This window comes from Bradyrhizobium sp. 62B (assembly GCF_030272265.2).
GTDB lineage: Bacteria > Pseudomonadota > Alphaproteobacteria > Rhizobiales > Xanthobacteraceae > Bradyrhizobium.
In genome coordinates, this window is record NZ_CP092841.2 from 713,836 (window position 1) to 733,285 (window position 19,450).

The 19,450-nt window shown below is 64.6% G+C and carries 18 protein-coding genes and 1 tRNA gene; 11 read left to right on the forward strand and 8 right to left on the reverse strand.

What is annotated here, in order from left to right:
• The first annotated feature begins 200 nt into the window (after positions 1-200).
• The 7 genes from ML401_RS03370 to ML401_RS03400 all read left to right on the forward strand — a co-directional run bounded on the left by ML401_RS03370 (position 201) and on the right by ML401_RS03400 (position 8,451).
• Positions 201-1,718 carry an AMP-binding protein gene (locus ML401_RS03370; RefSeq protein WP_285809784.1) on the forward strand — a complete coding sequence of 506 codons (1,518 nt, stop codon included), beginning with the start codon at positions 201-203 and terminating at the stop codon, positions 1,716-1,718.
• Positions 1,719-1,739: 21 nt separating this feature from the next.
• Positions 1,740-2,378, forward strand: coding sequence for an RraA family protein (locus tag ML401_RS03375; RefSeq protein WP_211420052.1), 639 nt, complete (start codon positions 1,740-1,742; stop codon positions 2,376-2,378).
• A gap of 27 nt (positions 2,379-2,405) precedes the next feature.
• Positions 2,406-2,777 (forward strand): cupin domain-containing protein, encoded by a 372-nt coding sequence (locus tag ML401_RS03380; RefSeq protein ID WP_128923132.1) that lies wholly within the window; start codon positions 2,406-2,408, stop codon positions 2,775-2,777.
• 51 nt (positions 2,778-2,828) lie between these two features.
• Positions 2,829-3,785: a tripartite tricarboxylate transporter substrate-binding protein gene (locus ML401_RS03385; RefSeq protein WP_285809790.1), complete on the forward strand. Its 957-nt coding sequence runs from the start codon at positions 2,829-2,831 to the stop codon at positions 3,783-3,785.
• 103 nt (positions 3,786-3,888) lie between these two features.
• Positions 3,889-3,965: transfer RNA gene (locus ML401_RS03390), tRNA-Arg, on the forward strand.
• Positions 3,966-4,506: 541 nt separating this feature from the next.
• On the forward strand, positions 4,507-7,023 hold the full coding sequence (locus tag ML401_RS03395; protein ID WP_285809792.1) for an Ig-like domain-containing protein: 2,517 nt from the start codon (positions 4,507-4,509) through the stop codon (positions 7,021-7,023).
• 288 nt (positions 7,024-7,311) lie between these two features.
• A complete protein-coding gene (locus ML401_RS03400; protein WP_285809794.1) occupies positions 7,312-8,451 on the forward strand; it encodes an amidohydrolase/deacetylase family metallohydrolase in 1,140 nt (379 codons plus the stop codon).
• Positions 8,452-8,471: 20 nt separating this feature from the next.
• On the opposite strand, the gene ML401_RS03405 is transcribed toward ML401_RS03400, so the two are convergent.
• The 4 genes from ML401_RS03405 to ML401_RS03420 form a co-directional block, all read right to left on the reverse strand.
• The gene (locus ML401_RS03405; RefSeq protein ID WP_285809795.1) at positions 8,472-10,082 is read right to left on the reverse strand and encodes an ABC transporter substrate-binding protein; all 1,611 of its coding nucleotides are present in this window, start codon (positions 10,080-10,082) and stop codon (positions 8,472-8,474) included.
• A gap of 165 nt (positions 10,083-10,247) precedes the next feature.
• Positions 10,248-10,853, reverse strand: a complete 606-nt coding sequence (locus tag ML401_RS03410) for a TlpA family protein disulfide reductase (RefSeq protein WP_194405673.1) — start codon at positions 10,851-10,853, stop codon at positions 10,248-10,250.
• A complete protein-coding gene (locus tag ML401_RS03415; protein ID WP_285809797.1) occupies positions 10,846-11,307 on the reverse strand; it encodes a DsrE family protein in 462 nt (153 codons plus the stop codon). Before ML401_RS03415 ends, ML401_RS03410 begins: the two co-directional genes overlap by 8 nt.
• 19 nt (positions 11,308-11,326) lie before the next feature.
• Positions 11,327-11,755: a DoxX family protein gene (locus ML401_RS03420; RefSeq protein WP_285809799.1), complete on the reverse strand. Its 429-nt coding sequence runs from the start codon at positions 11,753-11,755 to the stop codon at positions 11,327-11,329.
• Positions 11,756-11,858: 103 nt separating this feature from the next.
• Here ML401_RS03420 and ML401_RS03425 point away from each other — a divergent pair, with 103 nt between their 5' ends.
• Entirely contained in the window at positions 11,859-12,743 is an 885-nt protein-coding gene (locus ML401_RS03425; protein WP_285809801.1) for a LysR family transcriptional regulator, read from the forward strand.
• Positions 12,744-12,780: 37 nt separating this feature from the next.
• On the opposite strand, the gene ML401_RS03430 is transcribed toward ML401_RS03425, so the two are convergent.
• Complete coding sequence (locus tag ML401_RS03430; protein ID WP_211418831.1) at positions 12,781-13,926, reverse strand: acyl-CoA dehydrogenase family protein; 1,146 nt, start codon at positions 13,924-13,926, stop codon at positions 12,781-12,783.
• A 126-nt stretch (positions 13,927-14,052) separates the two neighbouring features.
• Between ML401_RS03430 and ML401_RS03435 the strand changes: the two genes are divergently transcribed.
• A complete protein-coding gene (locus ML401_RS03435) occupies positions 14,053-14,730 on the forward strand; it encodes an alpha/beta family hydrolase (RefSeq protein ID WP_285809803.1) in 678 nt (225 codons plus the stop codon).
• Between the two features lie 3 nt (positions 14,731-14,733).
• Here the strand turns inward: ML401_RS03435 and ML401_RS03440 are convergent, their stop codons facing one another.
• A complete protein-coding gene (locus ML401_RS03440; RefSeq protein WP_376717406.1) occupies positions 14,734-15,708 on the reverse strand; it encodes a ketopantoate reductase family protein in 975 nt (324 codons plus the stop codon).
• Between the two features lie 152 nt (positions 15,709-15,860).
• Here ML401_RS03440 and ML401_RS03445 point away from each other — a divergent pair, with 152 nt between their 5' ends.
• Positions 15,861-16,664 (forward strand): enoyl-CoA hydratase-related protein, encoded by an 804-nt coding sequence (locus ML401_RS03445; protein WP_285809805.1) that lies wholly within the window; start codon positions 15,861-15,863, stop codon positions 16,662-16,664.
• Positions 16,665-16,666: 2 nt separating this feature from the next.
• Here the strand turns inward: ML401_RS03445 and ML401_RS03450 are convergent, their stop codons facing one another.
• Together ML401_RS03450 and ML401_RS03455 are read right to left on the reverse strand one after the other, a co-directional pair.
• A complete protein-coding gene (locus tag ML401_RS03450) occupies positions 16,667-16,936 on the reverse strand; it encodes a hypothetical protein (protein ID WP_285809807.1) in 270 nt (89 codons plus the stop codon).
• 135 nt (positions 16,937-17,071) lie between these two features.
• Entirely contained in the window at positions 17,072-17,956 is an 885-nt protein-coding gene (locus tag ML401_RS03455; protein ID WP_285809808.1) for a LysR family transcriptional regulator, read from the reverse strand.
• A gap of 111 nt (positions 17,957-18,067) precedes the next feature.
• On the opposite strand from ML401_RS03455, the gene ML401_RS03460 reads away from it, so the two are divergent.
• Entirely contained in the window at positions 18,068-19,435 is a 1,368-nt protein-coding gene (locus ML401_RS03460; protein WP_285809810.1) for an FAD-dependent oxidoreductase, read from the forward strand.
• Positions 19,436-19,450: the final 15 nt, after the last annotated feature.

Below are 19,450 nucleotides of genomic sequence, written 5' to 3' on the forward strand. Positions count from 1 at the left end.
ATCGCCGGCTTGTCACCCGTGGAACCCGGGAATTTCATGTCTGGGATGCTGACATTTTGGGCTTGACGTGGCGCAGGAGTCACAGCGTCGTGTCGTCGGGCTGCTACACTTCGCCTCGCAAGCGCCGCACCTGAGGCGATGCCAGAACACGAAGAACACGAAATAAGAACAAGACCCAAGAAACGAAATGGAAACGCCCGATGCTGCTGCCCTTGTCCGACGTGCCGCGCTGGTACGCTGAACGCAAGCCACATGGCACGATCGCCGTCCGTCATGGGCAGGACACGCTGACATGGGACGAGCTCGAGCGCGGCGCCAACCGGCGCGCGCGGGCGTTCGCGGCCAAGGGCGTCAAGCCCGGCGATTTCGTCGCGATCGGATTGCCGAACGGCAATGCGTTCTTCGAGACCTCGTTCGCGGTGTGGAAGTGCGGGGCGACGCCGACCTCGCTGTCATGGCGGTTGCCGCGCGGCGAAGCCGCCGCCGTGCTCGACATTCTCAAGCCCGCGCTGGTGGTCGGCGGCGAAGCCGACTGGAACGCGCCAAACCGTCTGCCGGCGGATTTCGTGCCGGACGGATTTTCGGATGAGCCGCTCAATCCCCCGGTGGCACGCTACTGGAAAGCCATGACCTCAGGCGGCTCGACCGGCCGCCCCAAGGTGATCCTCGATCATCAACCGGCGGTGACCGATACCGTCGCCACGCCGCCGCTCAACATCCCCTTTGGAGTTTCGCTGCTCAATCCGGGGCCGCTCTATCACAATGCGCCGTTCATCGTGTCGCATTACGCGCTGTTCACTGGTGGCAAGCTCACCGGCCTCGTCAAGTTCGACGCCGAGGAGACGCTGCGCCAGATCGAGCGCGAACGCGTGCAATGGGTCAATTTCGTGCCGACCATGATGCACCGGATCTGGGCGCTGCCGGAGCACGTGCGGAGCGCCTACGATTTGTCGAGCCTCCAGACCGTCTTCCACATGGCAGCTCCTATGCCGCCCTGGCTGAAGGAGAACTGGATCGCCTGGCTCGGCCCGGAGCGGATCTGGGAGCTTTATGGCGGCACCGAGCGGCAGGGCGCCTGCATCATCTCGGGCACGGAATGGCTGACGCACAAGGGCTCGGTCGGCAAGATCGGCGACATGGCGCGCTTGCGCATCATCGGCGAGGACGGCAACGACGTCGCGCCGGGCGAGACCGGCGAGATCTATTTCCTCAACAATGATGGTGCGGACGCGACCTATCACTATCTCGGCGCCGAGCCGAAGCGGCGCAGCGACGGCTGGGAATCGCTCGGCGATATCGGCAGGCTGGATGAGGACGGCTATCTCTATCTCGGCGATCGCCTCGCCGACATGGTGCTGCGCGGCGGTGCCAACATCTATCCGGCCGAGGTCGAGGCCGCCGTCTCCGAGGCGCCCGGCGTGCGCTCCTGCGTGGTGGTGGGATTGCCCGATCCGGAATTGGGTCAGCGCGTGCATGTCATCATCGAGGCGGACGGCGGCGCCGACGGTCAGGCCATCGCCGACGGCATGGCGGACTTCCTCAAAGAGCGGCTCAGCCGCTACAAGCACCCCGAGAGCTTCGAGATCGTCAGCGCACCGCCGCGCGATGATTCCGGCAAAGTCCGCCGCACCCTGTTGCGCGATGAGCGCGCAGCGTGGTTGAAAGAGGGGCGCGCCTTCCGGATCTGGCCGGCGAAGGCGCGGGCGCACGCCGAGTAAGACAAACGCGGAAGGACCGACATGACGATCACCATCGCAGCGAACAGCGTGCCGAAGCCGCCGGCCGAGATCATCGAGGGTTTTCGCGGTGCGCCGACCTCGGTCATTTCGGACAATCTCGCCCGGCTGCCCGGCGCAGTGGGTCTCAAGCCCTATCATCGCGGCGGCGCACTGGTGGGCACGGCCTTCACCGTGCGCACCCGTCCCGGTGACAATCTCGCCATCCACCGCGCACTGGAACTGGTCGGCCCCGGTGACGTCATCGTGGTCGATGGCGGCGGCGACGAGACGCGGGCGCTGGTCGGCGAAATCATGAAGAACATCGCGCAATGGCGCAAAGCGGAAGGCTACGTCATCGACGGCGCGATCCGCGACGTCGCCGCGTTCGCGGCCGACGACTTCCCCTGCTACGCCCGCGCGGTGATCCATCGCGGTCCCTACAAGAACGGCCCCGGCGAGATCAACGTGCCTGTCACGATCGGCGGCAGCGTGATCTCGCCCGGCGACATCGTCGTCGGCGACGAGGACGGCGTGGTGTCGTTTCCCGCCGCAGGTGCCGCAGCGCTATTGGAGGCCGTGCGGGCACAGGTCGCGCGCGAGGAGGAGACATTGAAGGCGATCCGCGAGGGCCGCTATCAGGGTTCGTATGGGAAATCCTGATCAAGGAAAAAGAAAGGGGAGGGCAGCGTGAGCCAGAAGGACGAATTCCACAACATCGACAATCCCGATGACGGCCTGTTCCGCGAGCTCGCCGCGGGAGTGACCACGCGCATCTTCTCCGGCGAGCAGGCAATGCTGTCGGTGGTGACGCTGGCGCCGCATGCGCAGGGCACGCTGCATCATCATCCCGAGGAGCAATGGGGCGTGCTGCTCGACGGCTCCGCCATCCGCGTCCAGGGCGATGAGGAGATTGCCGTCAAGAAGGGCGATTTCTGGCGCACGCCGGGCAACGTGCCGCACACCATGCGGGCCGGTCCTGATGGCGCCCGCGTGCTGGACATCTTCAGTCCGCCTCGTCCAGAATACAAGAAAGCGGGGTCGGGCTTCGGGACCACGTAAGAAGCGCCAAAGAGCAAAAAGCCGGGCGCGAACCAAAAACGGGAGGGGACCATGACGATCACACGACGGGCGCTGCTCGCTGCGCCGGCCATTCTCGCAATCACGCCGGCCATGGCGCAGGCCGGCAAGATCACCCTGGTGGTGCCGTTTCCGCCGGGCGGCTCGACCGACGCAATGGCGCGGCTGCTGCAGGCCAGCCTGCAAACCAAGCTCAATCGCATCGTCGTGGTCGAGAACAAGTCCGGCGCCGCCGGCGCGCTCGGTGCGGCGCAGGTCGCCAAGAGCCCGGCGGACGGCACCTCGTTTTTGGTCACCTTCGATTCCCACGCGGTGATTCCGTCGATCCTCGACAAGCCGCCGGTGGACGTCGAGCGCGAGCTGATGCCGGTGCTGCTGATCGGCACAGCACCTTATGTGATCGCGGCGGGTGCCGACCGCCCCTACAAGAGCTTTGCCGACGTGGTGGCGGCCTGCAAGGCGAGCCCGGGCGCGGTGAAATATGCTTCCGTCGGCATCGGCACGCTCGGCCATCTCGCCATGACCGTGCTCGGCAGCAAGGCCGGCGTCGAGATCATGCACGTGCCTTATCGCGGCGGCGGCCCGGCGATGAACGACGTGCTTGGCGGCCATGTCGATCTCATCGCGGGATCGGCGGCGCTGGTCGCCGCCCAGCTCGGCACCAACATGCTGCGTCCGATCCTGCAGCTCGGCCGCGAGCGGCTGCCGGCCCTGCCTGAAACGCAGACCGCGATCGAAGCCGGCTTTCCCGATTTCGAGACGCTGGCCTGGTGGGGCATCTTCGCGCCCGCGGGCACGCCGCCTGACGTCGTCGCAGCCTTCGCGGCAGCGTCCAAGGAGATCCTGAGCGAGCCCGCGACCGCCGCCCAGCTGAAGGAGACGCAGCACATGACGCTGCTGCTGCAGGACGGCGCTGCCTTCAAGACCTTCTTCGACAAGCAGGTCGCCACTTGGGGCAAGGTGGTGAAGGATAATAATATCAGGGCGTAGGTGGCCGGCGGCGGTCCTTGCGCATTGGGCGCGGCGAGGGCTTCCGATCCTGTCGCCGCTTTGATATGTACACCCCAGGCAACCCGCCTGATGCGGGTTCCGCGGTCCCGTAGCTCAGCCGGATAGAGCGACGGTTTCCTAAACCGTAGGTCGGAAGTTCGAGTCTTCCCGGGATCGCCATTCTTTCTCGTCCCTTGCCAGCCATTAGCTATCAGAATGAAGCGGATTCGCTCTGCCGGCACCGGATGGGCGACGCTATTGCAGGCATGCGGTCGCGGCTGCAATTGAGTCGGGCCCGCGACGTCATGGCCGTGTGGCTAACGACCCCAGGGCGGTGGCCCCGACTGGTGCGCGCAGTACGCCGCTGATGATTGGCGAAGCGAGGGCCGGCGACGTGAGGTCGCACCAAATATTAGTATGGACAGACATCACAACAGGTCGCCGCTCATTTAAATAACGCGCTCGATCGAGAATTTAATCCTGATCATTAGTTTTCAGTTCGGCGATAATATTAATTTGGGCGACGGCAGGAATTGCGGCTGCGAGATTAAAAAACTCCATGCTCGGGTCAATGAATCGTCCCAAAAAAGGCGCGTGCGAATTCGAACACGCGGCTGATGGGGCGGCAAAGGACCAACTCAAGTTGGACTGAGCCGCGACGTATCGATCAGTATGCGCATGAAACTCAGTCTGCGCTGCATTGCTCAGGGGATGAACAAACATGGCAATTGCTGGATTTCCAGACGCGAATAGCACCGGTCTTCCTGATGGCGTTATCCTGACTCCATCGGGCGACGTAACTATCACTCAACCAGGTACCGTAATCGACGCTCTCGATGTCAAAGGCACCATTACGGTCCTGGCCGATAACGTCACGATTCAGAATACGCGCATCACGTCCAGCGATTGGACCGGAATCTGGATCAAGGATGGCATTACAGGAACTGTCGTCAAGGACAGCGAGATTTTAAACGTTGGAAGTAGCCCAGATGGCGCGAACGGCATCGTCGGGTCCGGCACATTCCTGCGCAACGACATCCATGACGTGGAGAACGGTATTATCGTCACCGGTTCGAGCCTCGTCCAAGACAATTATATCCATGATATGAATGCGCCGGATGTGCGTCTCGGCACGTCCTTGGGCGGTCCGCACTACGATGGCATTGAGATCGACGGCGGCGTTTCAGACGTCGTCATTCGGCACAACACGGTCATCAACGAGAACAGCTACGTCTCGGCCGTGATGATCAATAATGACTTCGGTCCGGTTTCCAACATTCAGGTGGACGGCAACTATCTTGCGGGGGGCGGCTATACCCTTTACTCCGATGGCAGCTTCAGCAGCACCGACAAGATTTCCGGCGTCTCGTTCACCAACAACGAGCTCGGGCAGGGCAAGTGGGGTTACTATTACTTCAGGGACAACACGCCCGTCCTGACGAACAACGACGAACTCGGCACGGGATGGCAGACGTCGTCTCCGACGACGCCCCCCTCAACGCCCGAAGTCCCGGCAGCGCCGACCATCGCATCCTGGTCACCCGATACGGGCAAGACGGGCGACGGCATCACCGACGCCGATCAGATCACTCTGCACGGCACCGCCACGGCTGGCAGCACCGTGAAAGTCTATGACGGTTCGACGCAGATCGGTACGGCGACCGCGACCTCGACCGGGAGCTGGGACTATATCACCAAGGTCTTGACCGATGCTAAGCACACGCTGACGGCGACCGCGACCAACTCGTCGGGTCAAACCAGCGCGGCATCGGCTGCGGTGGCGGTCACCGTCGACACCAAGGCGCCAGCTGCACCGACGATCGCGAGCGACACCGTCAACGCTGCCAACCAAGTCGTTCTGTCGGGGGCCGCTGAGGCTAACAGCGCGATCAAGGTGTTTGACGGAACGACCCAGGTCGGGACGGCGACAACCAACTCGAGCGGTGCGTGGAGCGTCACGACGTCTGCATTGTCGGCCGGTTCGCACGCCCTGACGGCGAAGGCGACCGACGTTGCCGGCAACGTCAGTGCCGCGTCGACGGCCGTGGATGCGGTCATTGGTTCTGGGACGACGGGCTCCACCGGCTCGGGCACGTCGGGCACGGGCACCACAGCGCCCGCCGCGCCGAAAATCGCCTCGTTCTCAAACGATACCGGCACTGCCGGTGATCACATCACGAGCGACAAGACGCTGACCCTGGCCGGGACTGCGGTTGCCAACAGCACGGTCAAGGTGCTCGACGGCGCCACCCAGCTCGGCACGGCCACGGCGGATGCGAATGGAGCGTGGCACTACACCACCGCCGCGCTGCCGGACGGCAAGCACAGCTTCACTGCGACCGACACGGTCTCTGGCGTCACCAGCAAGGCATCGACTGCGCTGGACGTGACGGTGGATACCGCTGCCCCCGATGCCCCGGTGCTGTTGAGCGATCCGACCACGCATAACCGCGCCACGGTCTCCGGGACGGCGGAAGCCGGCAGCTTGATCAAGCTCTACGAGGGCGCGACCCTGCTTGGTACGACGACCGTTGCAAGTGACGGTGACTGGAGCGTGACGACCCCGAATCTCAAGCACGGGTCACACACCTTCACCGCGACAGCGACCGACGCAGCCGGCAACACCAGCGCCTTGTCGCAGCCGATCGATCCGCCGATCGGCTCGCACAGCGGTGGCGGCACCTCGACGGTGGAAGTCACCAATGTACGCCAGCACTCGGATCACACGGCAACGATCAAGGGCACGGCCGATTCCAACAGCGAGATCAAGCTGTATGACGGCACGACCTCGGTCGGTTCGTCCACGACGGACGCCGACGGCAAGTGGAGCTTCCAGACCTCCGACCTGTCGGGTAAGTCCCACGCCTTTACCGCGGAGCAGGTCGACACCGCAGACCACGTGGTCGGAACCAGCTCGGGCGCGGCGATGATCGGCTCGGGCCGCAGCGACACGCTGACTGGCACCACCGGCAACGACGTCATGGTTGGCAAAGCGGGAGCGGATACGTTCCAGTTTGCGTCGAACTTCGGCCAGGACGTTATCAAGGACTTCGCTGCCCGTGGACCTGCTCACGACACGATCGAGTTCAGCAAAAGCGTGTTCGACAGCTTTGCGAGCGTTCTCTCCCACGCGGCCCAGTCAGGCCACGACGTCGTTATCGCGACGGGGAGCGACACTCTCACATTGAAGAACGCGCAACTCGACAAGCTGAACAGCCACGACTTCCACTTCGCGTAGGGGACGGCTCGCCAGACAAACTAATACTTAACAGCTGTGTCGGGGGATCTCTTGGGGGATCCCCCGACATAGGCATGACTAGAGTTGGACGGCGGGTGATAATCCCTCCGCCAACGGCTTTCCAGAACGCATGTCGGAAGTTCGAGCCTTCCGGATCCCATTTTTCATAGGCAAGAGTTATGGTTTGCCGCGCCATTCGGCGCGAAAATTGCTAGAAACGAATGGCTTCCTTCCTCGCTGGCGGGGCTGCCATGCCGCAGCACCGCGCTGCCTCATCCGGAGACGACGATGCCCTTTGACCTGATCCTGCGCGGGGGCCGCGTGATCGACCCCTCGCAGAAACTCGATGCCGTGACCGATGTCGCCTTTGCCGGCGGCAAGGTGGCGGCGGTCGGCAGCGCGCTGAAGGCCGATCCGGCGACCGAGGTACGCGACGTCTCGCAGTTCATCGTCACGCCGGGGCTGATCGATCTGCACACCCATGTCTATTGGGGCGGCACCTCGCTCGGCATCGACGCCGAGGAGTTCTGCCGGCTCTCCGGCGTCACCACGGCGGTGGATACCGGCAGCGCCGGGCCGGGCAATTTCGCCGGCTTCCGCAAGCACGTGATCGAGCCGAGCCAGGTCCGCATCCTCGCCTATTTGCACGTCTCGCATGCCGGTATCTTCGGCTTCTCGCACCGGATCATGGTCGGCGAGAGCGAGGAGCTCAGGCTGATGAATCCGATCGAGGCCGCGAAGGTCGCCGATGCCAACCGCGATCTCATCGTCGGCATCAAGGTGCGCGTCGGACTGCATTCGTCGGGCACGTCAGGCGCTGTGCCGCTCGACATTGCGCTGCAGGTTGCCGACGAGGTCGGCATGCCCCTGATGGCGCATATCGATCATCCGCCGCCGAGCTATGAAGAGGTGCTGGCACGTCTGCGTCCCGGCGACGTGCTGACCCACGCGTTCCGCCCGTTCCCGAACACGCCGGCAACCGCGCAGGGCACGGTGAAGAAGGCGGTGCTGGATGCGCGCGAGCGCGGCGTGCTGTTCGACATCGGCCACGGCAAGGGCTCGTTCGCCTTCAAGACCGCGCGCGCCATGCTCGCCAACGGCTTCTATCCCGACACCATCTCATCCGACATCCATCAGCTCTGCATCGACGGCCCGGCCTTCGACCAGGTCACGACCCTGTCGAAATTCCTGTGCATGGGCATGGAGCTGTCGGACGTGATCGCGGCGTCGACGGTGAACGCGGCGATGGCGCTGCGGCGCCCCGAGCTCGGCAGCCTCAAGCCCGGCAGCGCCGGCGACGCTACGCTGATCTCCGTGCGCCAAGGCCAGTTCGACTACGAGGACGTGGTCGGCGAGCACCTGATCGGTGATCGCAAGATCGTGTCCGAAGGCGTCGTCATCGGCGGCCGCTGGTGGCATCCGAACTAGAGCTTGGTGAGGCCGCGAGCCTACTCGTTCTTTTCCACATTCCAGAACATCGGCGTTGCCGGGCCGTCGATCACGCCGGTCAGTGATTTGCGCCATGCGCTCGGCGCCTGGAACTGGCCGAGCGGGATGTAGATCACCTGATCGTAGGCTTCCTTCTGCACGTCGAGGGCGATCTTCTTCTGCTCTTCAGGTGAAGTGGCGCGGGCAAAGGCGTCCCGCATCTCCTCGAGCTTGGGGTCCTCGGACCAGCCGTACCAGCCGCCACTCGTGCCCTTGCCGCCCATCGGGACGTTGACCAGCGGGTTCAAGGAGTCGGCGGCGCCCTGGTAGGTGAAGAACATGTTCCAGCCGCCTTCCTTCGGCGACTTCTGGCTGGCGCGGCGGGTGACCAAGGTCTGCCAGTCCATGGCCTGAAGGTCGACCTTGAATCCGGCCTCGCGCAGCAGCTGCGCAACCACGATCGGCTGTGCCTTCAGCAGGATCTGGTCGCCTGGCGCCAAGATCACCACGGGCGTGCCGTCATAGCCGGACGCTGCCAACGCCTTCTTCGCGTCCGCCATTCCGTTTCCCTTCATCAGGGTCTCGCCGCCGGCATCGCTGGCCAGCGGCGTATCGCAGATGAAGAATGCGCCGCAGAACTTGTAGTATTTGGGATTGCCGATCTGGGCGTCGAGCACGTCCTTCTGGTTGATCGCGAGCAGCGCGGCGCGGCGGATCTTCACATTGTCGAACGGCGGATGCAGGAAGTTCATCCGGCCGAACGACTGGAAGCCGAACTTGTTCAAGATGGAAACAGTGATGTCCGGATTGGACTCGAGCGCGGGCAGCATGTCGAACGGCGGCGTTTCAACGAAATCGACATCGCCGGACTGCAGCGCGTTGAGCGCGGTCTGCGAGTCCGGCATCGTGATCCACTCGACACGGTCGACCTTGACCACCTTGCCGCCCGATGTCCATTCGGCCGGCTCCTTGCGCGGCACATAGTCGGTGTTCTTTTCGTAGATGGCTTTCACGCCAGGCTGGAATTCGCTCGCGACGAACTTGAATGGGCCGGAGCCGATCTGCTCCGGAATCTGCTTGGTGATCGGGGTCTCGGCCAACCGCTTCGGCATCATGAAGGCGACAACGGCCGACGGCTTGGCGATCGTCTCCAGCACCAGGCCATAGGGCTCCTTCAGCTTGAGCACGATGGTCTTGGCGTCCGTTGCCTCGATACCCGAAATGAAGTCCATCAGCTTGCGCGCCATGCCGTCGACGCTCGTGAACCAGCGCTTCAGCGAGGCGACGCAGTCCTCCGCCGTCACCGGCGCGCCGTCATGCCACTTCAGGCCGTCGCGCAGGGTGAAGGTGTAGGTCAGCTTGTCCGCGGACACCGTCCAGTCGGCCATCTGCGGCCGCACCTTGAAGCTGGAATCGATGCCCAGCAGCGTATCGTAGACCATGTAGCCATGGTCGCGGGTGATGATGGCCGTCGTGAAGCCGGGATCGGTGACGCGAAGGTCCGACTGCATCACCGCAGTCAGGATTTTCTTTCCGGTCGCGGCGGATGCAACCGACGTCCAAGCGGCAGTAAGCGCCGATGGTGCAATAACCGCAAGCTGAAGAAGTTTCCGTCGCGAGACGTGAACCATTCGCAATTCTCCCGATGCAAACGAGACCGACGCCGGCTGCCGATGACGGGCAGCGTATGGTCTGTCGGCGCACCTTGCAATGACGGGTTGTGTCGTAGAATCTCATTCCTTTGCGATCGGGCAAGGGCCGTCGGAACCGGCGGCGTGACGGCAGACCGCTTCGTCCTAGGCCTGCTCGCGATAGAATTGCAGCAGCCGCGCGCCGGCGGGCGAGAGCCAGTCGGGTGCGCCCGCGATATAGCCCTCGACGTGATTGCTCGTTCCGACCAGATAGGTGACGGGCATGCCGACAAGCCTGAAATTCCCGACCGAAGATTCCGCAATTGCGTCGTACGCGTCGACGTAGCAGGCAAGGTTTGGCACGGCCAGGCCGCCAAGGAATGCGCGAATCTTTCGCAAGTCCTTCGTATCGGTGCAGATCGCGAGGACGTCGAGCCGGTCCGGCCGCGATCCCACCAGGCTTGCGAGCGCGGGCAGATCGAGCCGGCAGGCCGCGCACCACGTCGCCCAGAAATTGACCAGCGTGATGCGTCCCGGCTTTGCCGTCGCAACGATGTCCCTGCCATTGAGGTCCTGAAGCCGGAGCGGAGCCATCGGCGCACGAGGCCGCACGACCGTGAACTGGTTGCGGCCGGTCTCGAACACCGGCGGCCAGGACGGGTCGCCGCCTCGCGCACGGCCCGCGCGCAGCGAGGCAATGAGCGCGGGCGCGGCCATCAGGAGCGATCGTCTGGACGGCGCCGTGCCGGGCACGCGAGGCCTCTCACGCATGGATATAGGCCCAGCCCTTGAGTTGCAGATCGACCACGCGTCCGATTCCGAACGGGACGAGGCTCGCGCCCGATATCATCGGAATGGAGATCTGCTCCTTGGTCTCCGCGATCGCTTTTGACGACGCGCACATGCTGTAGGCGAGGTTGGGCAGCGACTGCCGCAGCGTCGCGAGCGGCTCGACGAGCGGACTCTTGTCCGCCCGGAACACGTCGATGCCCTTGCCGTTGGCGACCACCTCGATCAGCAATCTCGCACCCGTGTCGGCAAAATGCCTGGAGAGGTTGGCAGAGTAGCTGATCGCATGACCCATGACATAGGGCTCGTTGCTGTCGATCAGGATCACGACGCCCTCGGCGTGACGATCCTCCTTGGCCGCGGCGGTGCCGCCCGCAGTGAGGATCGACGCGCCTGCGAGCACGCCCCTGCGCGACCATCCGTTGGCTGGGATCATGGCTGCGGCGTCCAGCTGCTCAAGATTGCCGAGCAGCAATCGGCGCCTTGCGGCCGCGTCCCCACAGCACGAACAGGCTGAGCGCGAGCAGGACGACATTGAGCGGCGTCACAGGCGCTTCGCCGCGCGAGATGTGGAAGACGAGCGCGAACACCTGCAACACGGAACAGCCGAGTGCGGCCAGCACCGTCAGCCGCGGCAGAATCCGCGTCAGTGCCGGCAGCAGAATGCCGATCCCGCCGGCGAGATCGACCAGTCCGATAAAGCGGACGAACGTCGCGGAATACTGGCCGGCCCAGGGCATCATCGGGGCAAGGTCGGGGATCGGCGTCAGCAGCTTGACCAGCCCGGCCGCGGTGAAAGCGAAGAAGATCAGGCCCTGTGCGGCCCAAAGGCCGACACGCAGGGCGCGGCCGGGTGTGGTGGTCTCATAGGTGGTAGTGGACACGGTGGTTCTCCAAAACGTGAGGGTCGCCACCATTTGATAGTTTCCTGATATTTGATCATTACGTGTACTGGGATTAGTTCATTTCTCAGGTGTTGATGATCTCATGGATTCTCTGGTCAGTATGAGGGTGTTTTGCCTGGTCGCCGAGCTGAAGAGCTTCGCGACCGCGGCGCAGCGCCTGCGCATCTCGCCCGCGATGGCGAGCAAGCACGTGATGCAGCTCGAGAAGCGGCTGGGCACGCGGCTGCTCAACCGCACCAGCCGGCGCGTCAGCCTGAGCGGAAGCGGCGCGCTCTATTTCGAGCAGGCGCGGCAGATGCTGGACTCGCTCGACGAGGTCGAAGCCGCCGTCAGCAACGCGACGGTCGTTCCGCGCGGCACGCTGCGGCTGACCGCGCCGGTGTGGATGGCGAACACGATCTTCGCGGGCGTGCTGGCGGATTACCAGGCGCGCTATCCGGAGGTCCGCCTCGACGTCGATCTCAGCGGACGGATGGTCAATCTGGTCGAGGAGGGATTCGATCTCGCCCTGCGCGCGACCGGCGCGCCCGACGAGGCGCTGATCGCGCGTCCCATCACCAAGGTCGCGTTCCATATGGTCGGCGCGCCCGCTTATCTCGATCGTGCGGGGCGCCCGACTAAATTGGCCGATCTCGCCGGCCAGGCGTTGCTGCACTACGCGCTGTACCCGGGTGAAAGCTTCTCCTTTGCGGGCGAGCACGGCACCGAGACCGTCAAGCTCAATCCGGTGCTGCGCAGCGGCAACGAAACGCTGCTGCACATGGCCGCGCTGGAAGGCATGGGTCTCGCTTTTCTGCCGAAATGGCTGGTCGCCGAGGACATCGCCGCTGGCCGCCTCGAGCACGTCATGCCCGGGCAGGTCATCTTCGAAGGAAAGCTGTTCGCGGTTTATCCGAGCCGCAAATATCTCTCCGCGAAGGTGCGGACCTTCATCGACTTCGTCGTGGCCGACCAGCGGATGAAGTAGCCGCTCACGGCGACCTGATTGCAGCGACCTGACGCGATCACAGCGACCTGGCGATCAGCAGCTTCATGATCTCGTTGGTCCCGCCATAGATCTTCTGGATGCGGGAATCGATGAAGATGCGCGAGATCGGGTATTCCTGCATGTAGCCGTAGCCGCCGAACAGCTGCAGGCATTCGTCGGCGGTCTCGACCTGTTTCTCCGAGCACCAGTATTTCGCCATCGACGCCGTGACCGTGTCGAGATCCCCGGCGACCAGGCGCTCGATGCACCAATCGACGAAGACGCGCGCGATCATCGCCTCGGTCTTGCGCTCGGCCAGCTTGAAGGCGGTGTTCTGGAAATCCATCAGCGGCTTGCCGAAGGCTTTGCGCTCCTTGGTGTAATCGACGGTGAGCTTGACCGCGCGCTCCATCGCGGCGACGGCGCCGACCGCGAGCGCGAGGCGCTCCTGCGGCAATTGCTGCATCAGCTGAACGAAGCCCTGGCCCTCCTCCTTGCCGAGCAGGTTTTCCGGCGGCACCGTCACATTGTCGAAGAAAAGCTCCGACGTGTCGGAGGCGTGCAGGCCGATCTTGTCGAGGTTGCGGCCGCGCTTGTAGCCGTCCGCGCCTGCGGTCTCGACCACGATCAGCGAGATGCCTTTGGCGCCCGCTTCGCCCGTGCGCGCGACGACGATGACGAGGTCGGCCGCCTGCCCGTTGGTGATGAAAGTCTTCTGGCCGTTGATGACGTAGGAATTGCCCTGCTTCTTCGCCGTGGTCTTGACGGCTTGCAGATCCGAGCCGGTGCCGGGCTCGGTCATGGCGATGGCGCCGACCATCTCGCCGGAGGCCATCTTCGGCAGCCAGCGCTTCTTCTGCTCCTCCGAGCCGTAATTGAGGATGTAATGCGCGACGATGGCGCTGTGCACGGAGACGCCGGTGGTCAGCTCCGGCACGGTGCTTTCGAGGTCGTCCAGCACCGCGGCGTCATAGGCGAAGGTGGCGCCCAAGCCGCCATATTCCTCCGGCACGCTCGCCAATAGCGCGCCCATCTCGCCGAGCCCGCGCCAGGCGAAGCGGTCGACCATCTTCTGCTCGCGCCATTTTTCGGCATGCGGCGCCAGATCCTTGGCGAGATATTTCCGGAACTGGTCGCGGAAGACGTCGAGCTCTTCAGTCATCCAGGAGGAGCGATAGGCCATGATACCCTCGGTTGGTGCGGCTTGCCTGCTTGGTAGGCCAGCGGGCGGCGGCAATTATTGTGTTTTCAGGCTGCGCCGGGGACGCTACCAAGGCGACCGTAACAGCTTCTGTCGGGATGGTTGATTGTGGCTGTCAAAACAAAAGAGCTCAAGCTCGACATCGAGCGCGTCGGCACGGTCTCGGCGATCCTGACGCAGCCTGACAAGGCGCGCGCCTGCTACGTGCTGGCGCATGGGGCAGGTGCGGATATGCGGCATGCCTTCATGGCGAAGACCGCCCAAGGACTCGCTGACCGCGGCATCGCGACATTCCGCTTCAATTTCCCCTACATGGAAGAGAAGAAGGGACGTCCCGACCAGCCGGCCGTTGCGCACGCGGCCATCCGCGCGGCTGTCGCGGAGGCAGCCAAGCTTTGCCCCGGCGTGTCGCTTATCGCGGGCGGCAAATCGTTCGGCGGGCGCATGACCTCGCAGGCGCAGTCCAAGGCGCCGCTGCCCGATGTGAAGGGGCTCGCTTTCCTGGCCTTTCCTCTGCACGCCGCCAAGAAACCGTCATCCGAGCGCGCCGAGCACCTCGCCGGTATCGCCATCCCCATGCTGTTCCTGCAAGGCACCCGCGATGAGCTGGCCGACCTCGGTCATCTCAGGCCTGTCATCGCATCGCTCGGGGCGAAGGCGACGCTGCACGAGGTCGAAGGCGGCGATCACTCCTTCGCGGTGCTGAAGAAGTCCGGCAGGACCAATGATGAGGCGATGAGCGAGGTGCTGGACACGCTGGCGGCCTGGATCGACGGGCTCGTCTGAGTCTCAGGCTGAGTAAAGCCCCTTGTCGCGTGCCTTCTGGATCGCGAGTGCCGCGATCAAATCGAGCGTCGGCGTCGACAGGCCGGCGGCGCGCGCGAACGCGGCAGGCGCCCTAACCAGCACGTCGATCTCCATGGCGCGGCCGAGTTCGTAATCCTGCAGCAGCGAAGGCTTGTGGTTGGGTGCGGGGCCGCTGCGCGTCACACGCTTCACCTCGGGGATGAAATGCTGGGCGATGTCGTTGGCCTCGTTCAGCATGCGCGGAATAACCTCGGTGAAAGCAGGATCGTCGCGCACGCCGCGCGCGGTCTGGCCGGTGAGCAGGCACAGCACCGACAGCGACATGTTGGTCAGCAGCTTTGACCAGATCGCCTCGCGGATCTCGGCCACTGGCGGCGATTCCAGCCGCGCGTCGTTGAAGACGTTGCGGAGCCTGGTGATCCGCTCGCAATTGCGGTCGTCGCATTCGCCGATCAGCAGACGGTTACGGTCGGGCGTGAGGTTATGCACCACGCCGGGCGCGATCACCTCGTTGGAGGAGAAGACGACACCGCCGATGATCCTTTCCTTCGGAATGCACGCACGCAGGCGCCCGCCGGGGTCGAGGAAGGATATGTCCGGCGGGGTCGGATGCCGCGGCGGCAGGCCGATCCCGTACCACCAGGGAATGCCGTTCTGCGCGAACACGATGGCGGTATCGTCCTGCAGCAGCGGCTTGATGCTGGCGACCAGCCCCGGCAGCGCGGTTGCCTTCAGCGTGGAGATCACGACATCCTGCGGCCCGAGCTGGGCCGCATCGCCTGACGCGTTCACCTTGGCGGAGACCTCGGAATCGCCGACCCGCAGCTTGAGGCCGCCCGCGCGCGCCGCCTCCAGATGCGCACCCCGCATCACGCATGAAACCTCATGGCCGGCCCGCGCCAGCCGGACCGCAATGTGGCTGCCGACGGCGCCCGCGCCGAAAATGCAGATGCGCATGATGATTCCGTCCTGTCCCTTGGTGCCGTCAGGCGGCAGCATGACACAAGCCGCCATGCGATGGGCGCGACCGCCCCACGCTGGAAAGATATGGATCGGGATGCGCCAGCTCGGCCATAGTGCAGGCCAATCAAAGATGCGGAGGATCGCCGATGACTGCCAGCCCCGTCCTGTGGACCCTTGATGAGCGTGGGGTTGCGATCGTCACGTTGAACCGGCCGGAGGTCAACAATGCCTATGACGGCGCGCTGATCGCAGGCGTGCTCGCGGCCATGGACGAGCTCGGCAAGAAGCCTAATTTGCGTGTCGTCGTGCTGAGGGGTAACGGCAAGCACTTCCAGGCCGGCGCCGATTTGAAATGGATCAACGGCGTGCGGCCGCAATCGGCGGAGGCGAACGAAGCGGCATCCCGTGCGACGTTCGAGGCCGTGCAGCGGCTCAACACGCTGCCGATTCCGACCGTCGCCCTGGTGCAGGGCGGCTGCTTCGGCGGCGGCACCGGCGTGATTGCGGCTTGCGACGTCGTGATCGCCGCGGACAATGCGCTGTTCTCGATCACCGAGGTGCGCTGGGGCCTGACGGCCGCGATCATCATCCCGCAGCTCTGCGATGCCATCGGCGTGCGGCAGGTCCGCCGCTACGCGCTGACCGGCGAACGTTTTGGCGCCGAGGATGCGCGCCGCATCGGCCTCGTGCACGAGGTGGTGCCGCTCGCCGAGCTCGAATCTGCAGGCAGCAAGGTGGTCGAGCAATTGCTCGCCAACGGGCCGGAAGCGATGGCCGAGACCAAGCGGCTTGCGCTGGAGAGCTCGTTCGGCGGCATGGCGGTGGACGATGCCGCTTACACCCGGCTGGTGCAGCTGCACTCGCTCAAGCGCCAGAGCGCGGAGGCCGCGGAAGGGCTCGCGTCGTTCGCCGAGAAGCGGGCCGGGAATTGGGGCGGCGGGAAGGGCTGAAGTCAGCAGCCGCGGCAGATGTTGTTGATGCTGCGATAGACGGCGTCGTCGTCCTGCCGCATCTGGCGCAGCGTTTCGAGCGTCTTGCTCTCGTCGGTCGCGGGCGCGGGCGCGGGCTTGCGCTTGGCCGCGAGCTCGTCCTCCTGCCGCTTGTAGCAGGCTTCGCGCTCGAGCTTGGCCTGGATGAAGCGGCAGTTCTGCTCGATGGCCGCCGCGGGAGGGGCGGAGATCGCCAGGATGAGCAGGGCGAGTTTCACGAATGTCGAATCCATGGCGGCCTTCTCTCAGGTCCGCCGGGTAAGAGCAACCCGTCTTGTGGCAGGCCTGTAGCCCGGATGGAGCGAAGCGCAATCCGGGACCAGGTCCCCGCATTCCGCTGCGCTGCATGCGGGCTACGGCACCGCCATCTACAGCGACGGCGTGAGTGACGTTTTCAGCAGTGTCAGCAGCGCCTGCACCGCGGCGGCGTTGCGCCGCCGCTCCGGGATCGCCGCCTTCACCCACAATTCCGGAATCGGAAAATCGCGCAGCACCGGCTTCAACGTCCCGTCGCGCAGGGCGTCGGCGACGAGATAATGCGAGAGCAGCGCGATGCCGTTGCCAGCGACGGCACTGCGCGCCAGCACGTGTCCCTCGTTGGAGGAGAGCAGCGGGCTGACCTGGATGCTGATGCGGCCGCGCGGTCCGTCGAAGACCCATTCCGGGCCGGTCGGCAGGAAGCTGAGGCAGCGATGCTCGACCAGATCGCGCGGATGCTTCGGCGTGCCGTGTTTCTTCAGATAGGCCGGCGAGGCGCAGAGCAGCCGCTTCAGCGCGCACAGCGGCTCATCGACCACGCCGCCAAAGGAATGCGGGAACGCGCCGATGGCGATGTCGAAGCCTTCGGTGACCGGATCGACCGGGCGATCGATCAGCACGATATCGAGCTTGAGCTTCGGGTTCTGGGTCTGGAACGCGCTGAAGGCATCGGCGAGGCGCGCCACCGTCAGCGAGGTCGGCGCCTTGATGCGGAGGTGATCGACGAGATCGTGGCCCTTCTCGCCCATGCGCGAGAGCAGGTCGGTCGCATCGGTGACGACGCCCCGCGCGCGATGCACGTAGCGCTGTCCGGCTTCGGTCAGCCGCAATTGCCGGGTCGAGCGGTGAAACAGCGGCGTGCCGATCCGCGCCTCCAGTTGCGTGACGCGCTTTGCGACCACCGAGGTCGAGACCCCCAGCTTTCGCGCGGCGGCGGAGAAGCCGACGGCATCCGCAGTGGCGAGGAAGGCCTGCAGGTTCACGAGGATGTCCATCTCGACCTTTCTCGATTCGCGTAAGCTGATCGCGTATTTTGGTGGATTGTAGCTCGCCGCGCGTTAATTCATAGTCGCCCCAAGCAAAGGAAATTCGGGAAGGGACGCGCCATGCGGGCCACGACGATCCAAGAACCGGCACGCCAGGTGCCGCTCTATGGCGAATATGAAGTCGTCGTGCTCGGCGGCGGTCCCGCCGGCATCGTCGCGGCGGCCTCAGCTGCGCGGGCCGGGCGGAAGACGCTGCTGATCGAGCGGTACGGCTTTCTCGGCGGCATGGGAACGGCGGCCGGCGTCACCAATTTCTGCGGCTTGCATGGCAATGTCCATGGCGAGCACCGGCGGCTGGTGCAGGGCATGGCGTCCGAGCTGCTGGCGCGGATCGATCGGCTGGGTGGCCTCAACACGCCGCATCTGATTCTCGGCAAGGTCTTCGCCCAGGCCTACGACACCGCCGCCTACAAGATCGCGGCCGACGAGCTGCTCGCCAGCCACAAGGTGCACATCCTCTTCCATGCGCTCGGCGCCGGTGTCGTGATGAGCGATGACAGCCGTATCGACGCGCTGATGGTCGAGACCAAGGCCGGCCGCCAAGCGGTGCGATCTGAGATCTTCATCGATTGCTCCGGCGACGGCGACCTCGCGGTGTGGGCCGGCGCGCCCTTCGAGATCGGCGACGCGGACGGTCATCCGCTCTATCCCTCGATGATGCTGCGTCTCAACGGCATCGATCCCGAAAGGGCGGGCGACGCCTGGCGCACCATCCCGCAATTGATGGAGAAGGCGACCGCGGCCGGCACGCACAAATTCCCTCGGAAAAGCGCGATCGTGCGGCCGCAGAAATCCGGCATCGAATGGCGGGTGAATTTCACGCAAGTGGCGCGCGAGGACGGTCACGCCATCAACGGCGTCGAGCCCGACGATCTCACCCGCGGCGAGATCGAGGGCCGCAAGCAGGCGCTCGCCGCATACGAGTTTTTGCGCAGCACCGTCCCGGGCTTTGAAAAGTCCTACATCGTCGATTTGCCGCCGCAGCTCGGCATCCGCGAGACCCGCCGCGTCACGGGCGGCTACCAGCTCAGCGGCGAGGACGTGCTCGGCTGTGCCTCGTTTACGGATTCCATCGGCGTCAATGACTGGCCGATCGAGGCCCATGTTCCCGGCGATGTCGTCTTCACCTTCCCGCCGATCCCGGAATCGCGTGGCTATAACGAGTTGCCCTACCGGATGCTGGTCCCCGAGGGCGTCGACAATCTGCTCGTCGCCGGCCGCTGCGCCTCCATGACCCATGAGGGCCAGTCGGCGGCGCGAGTCTCCGGTGCCTGTTTCGTGATGGGGGAGGCTGCCGGTTCCGCCGCCGCGCTGGCGCTCTCCGGAAACCGGATCCCGCGCGAAATCCCCATTGAAAAGTTGCAGGAAACGTTGAAACAACAGGGCGCCTTCATCGGCCGGGACCAGGCGGTGCCTGAAGGTTTGTGACGGGCTTGCAATAGA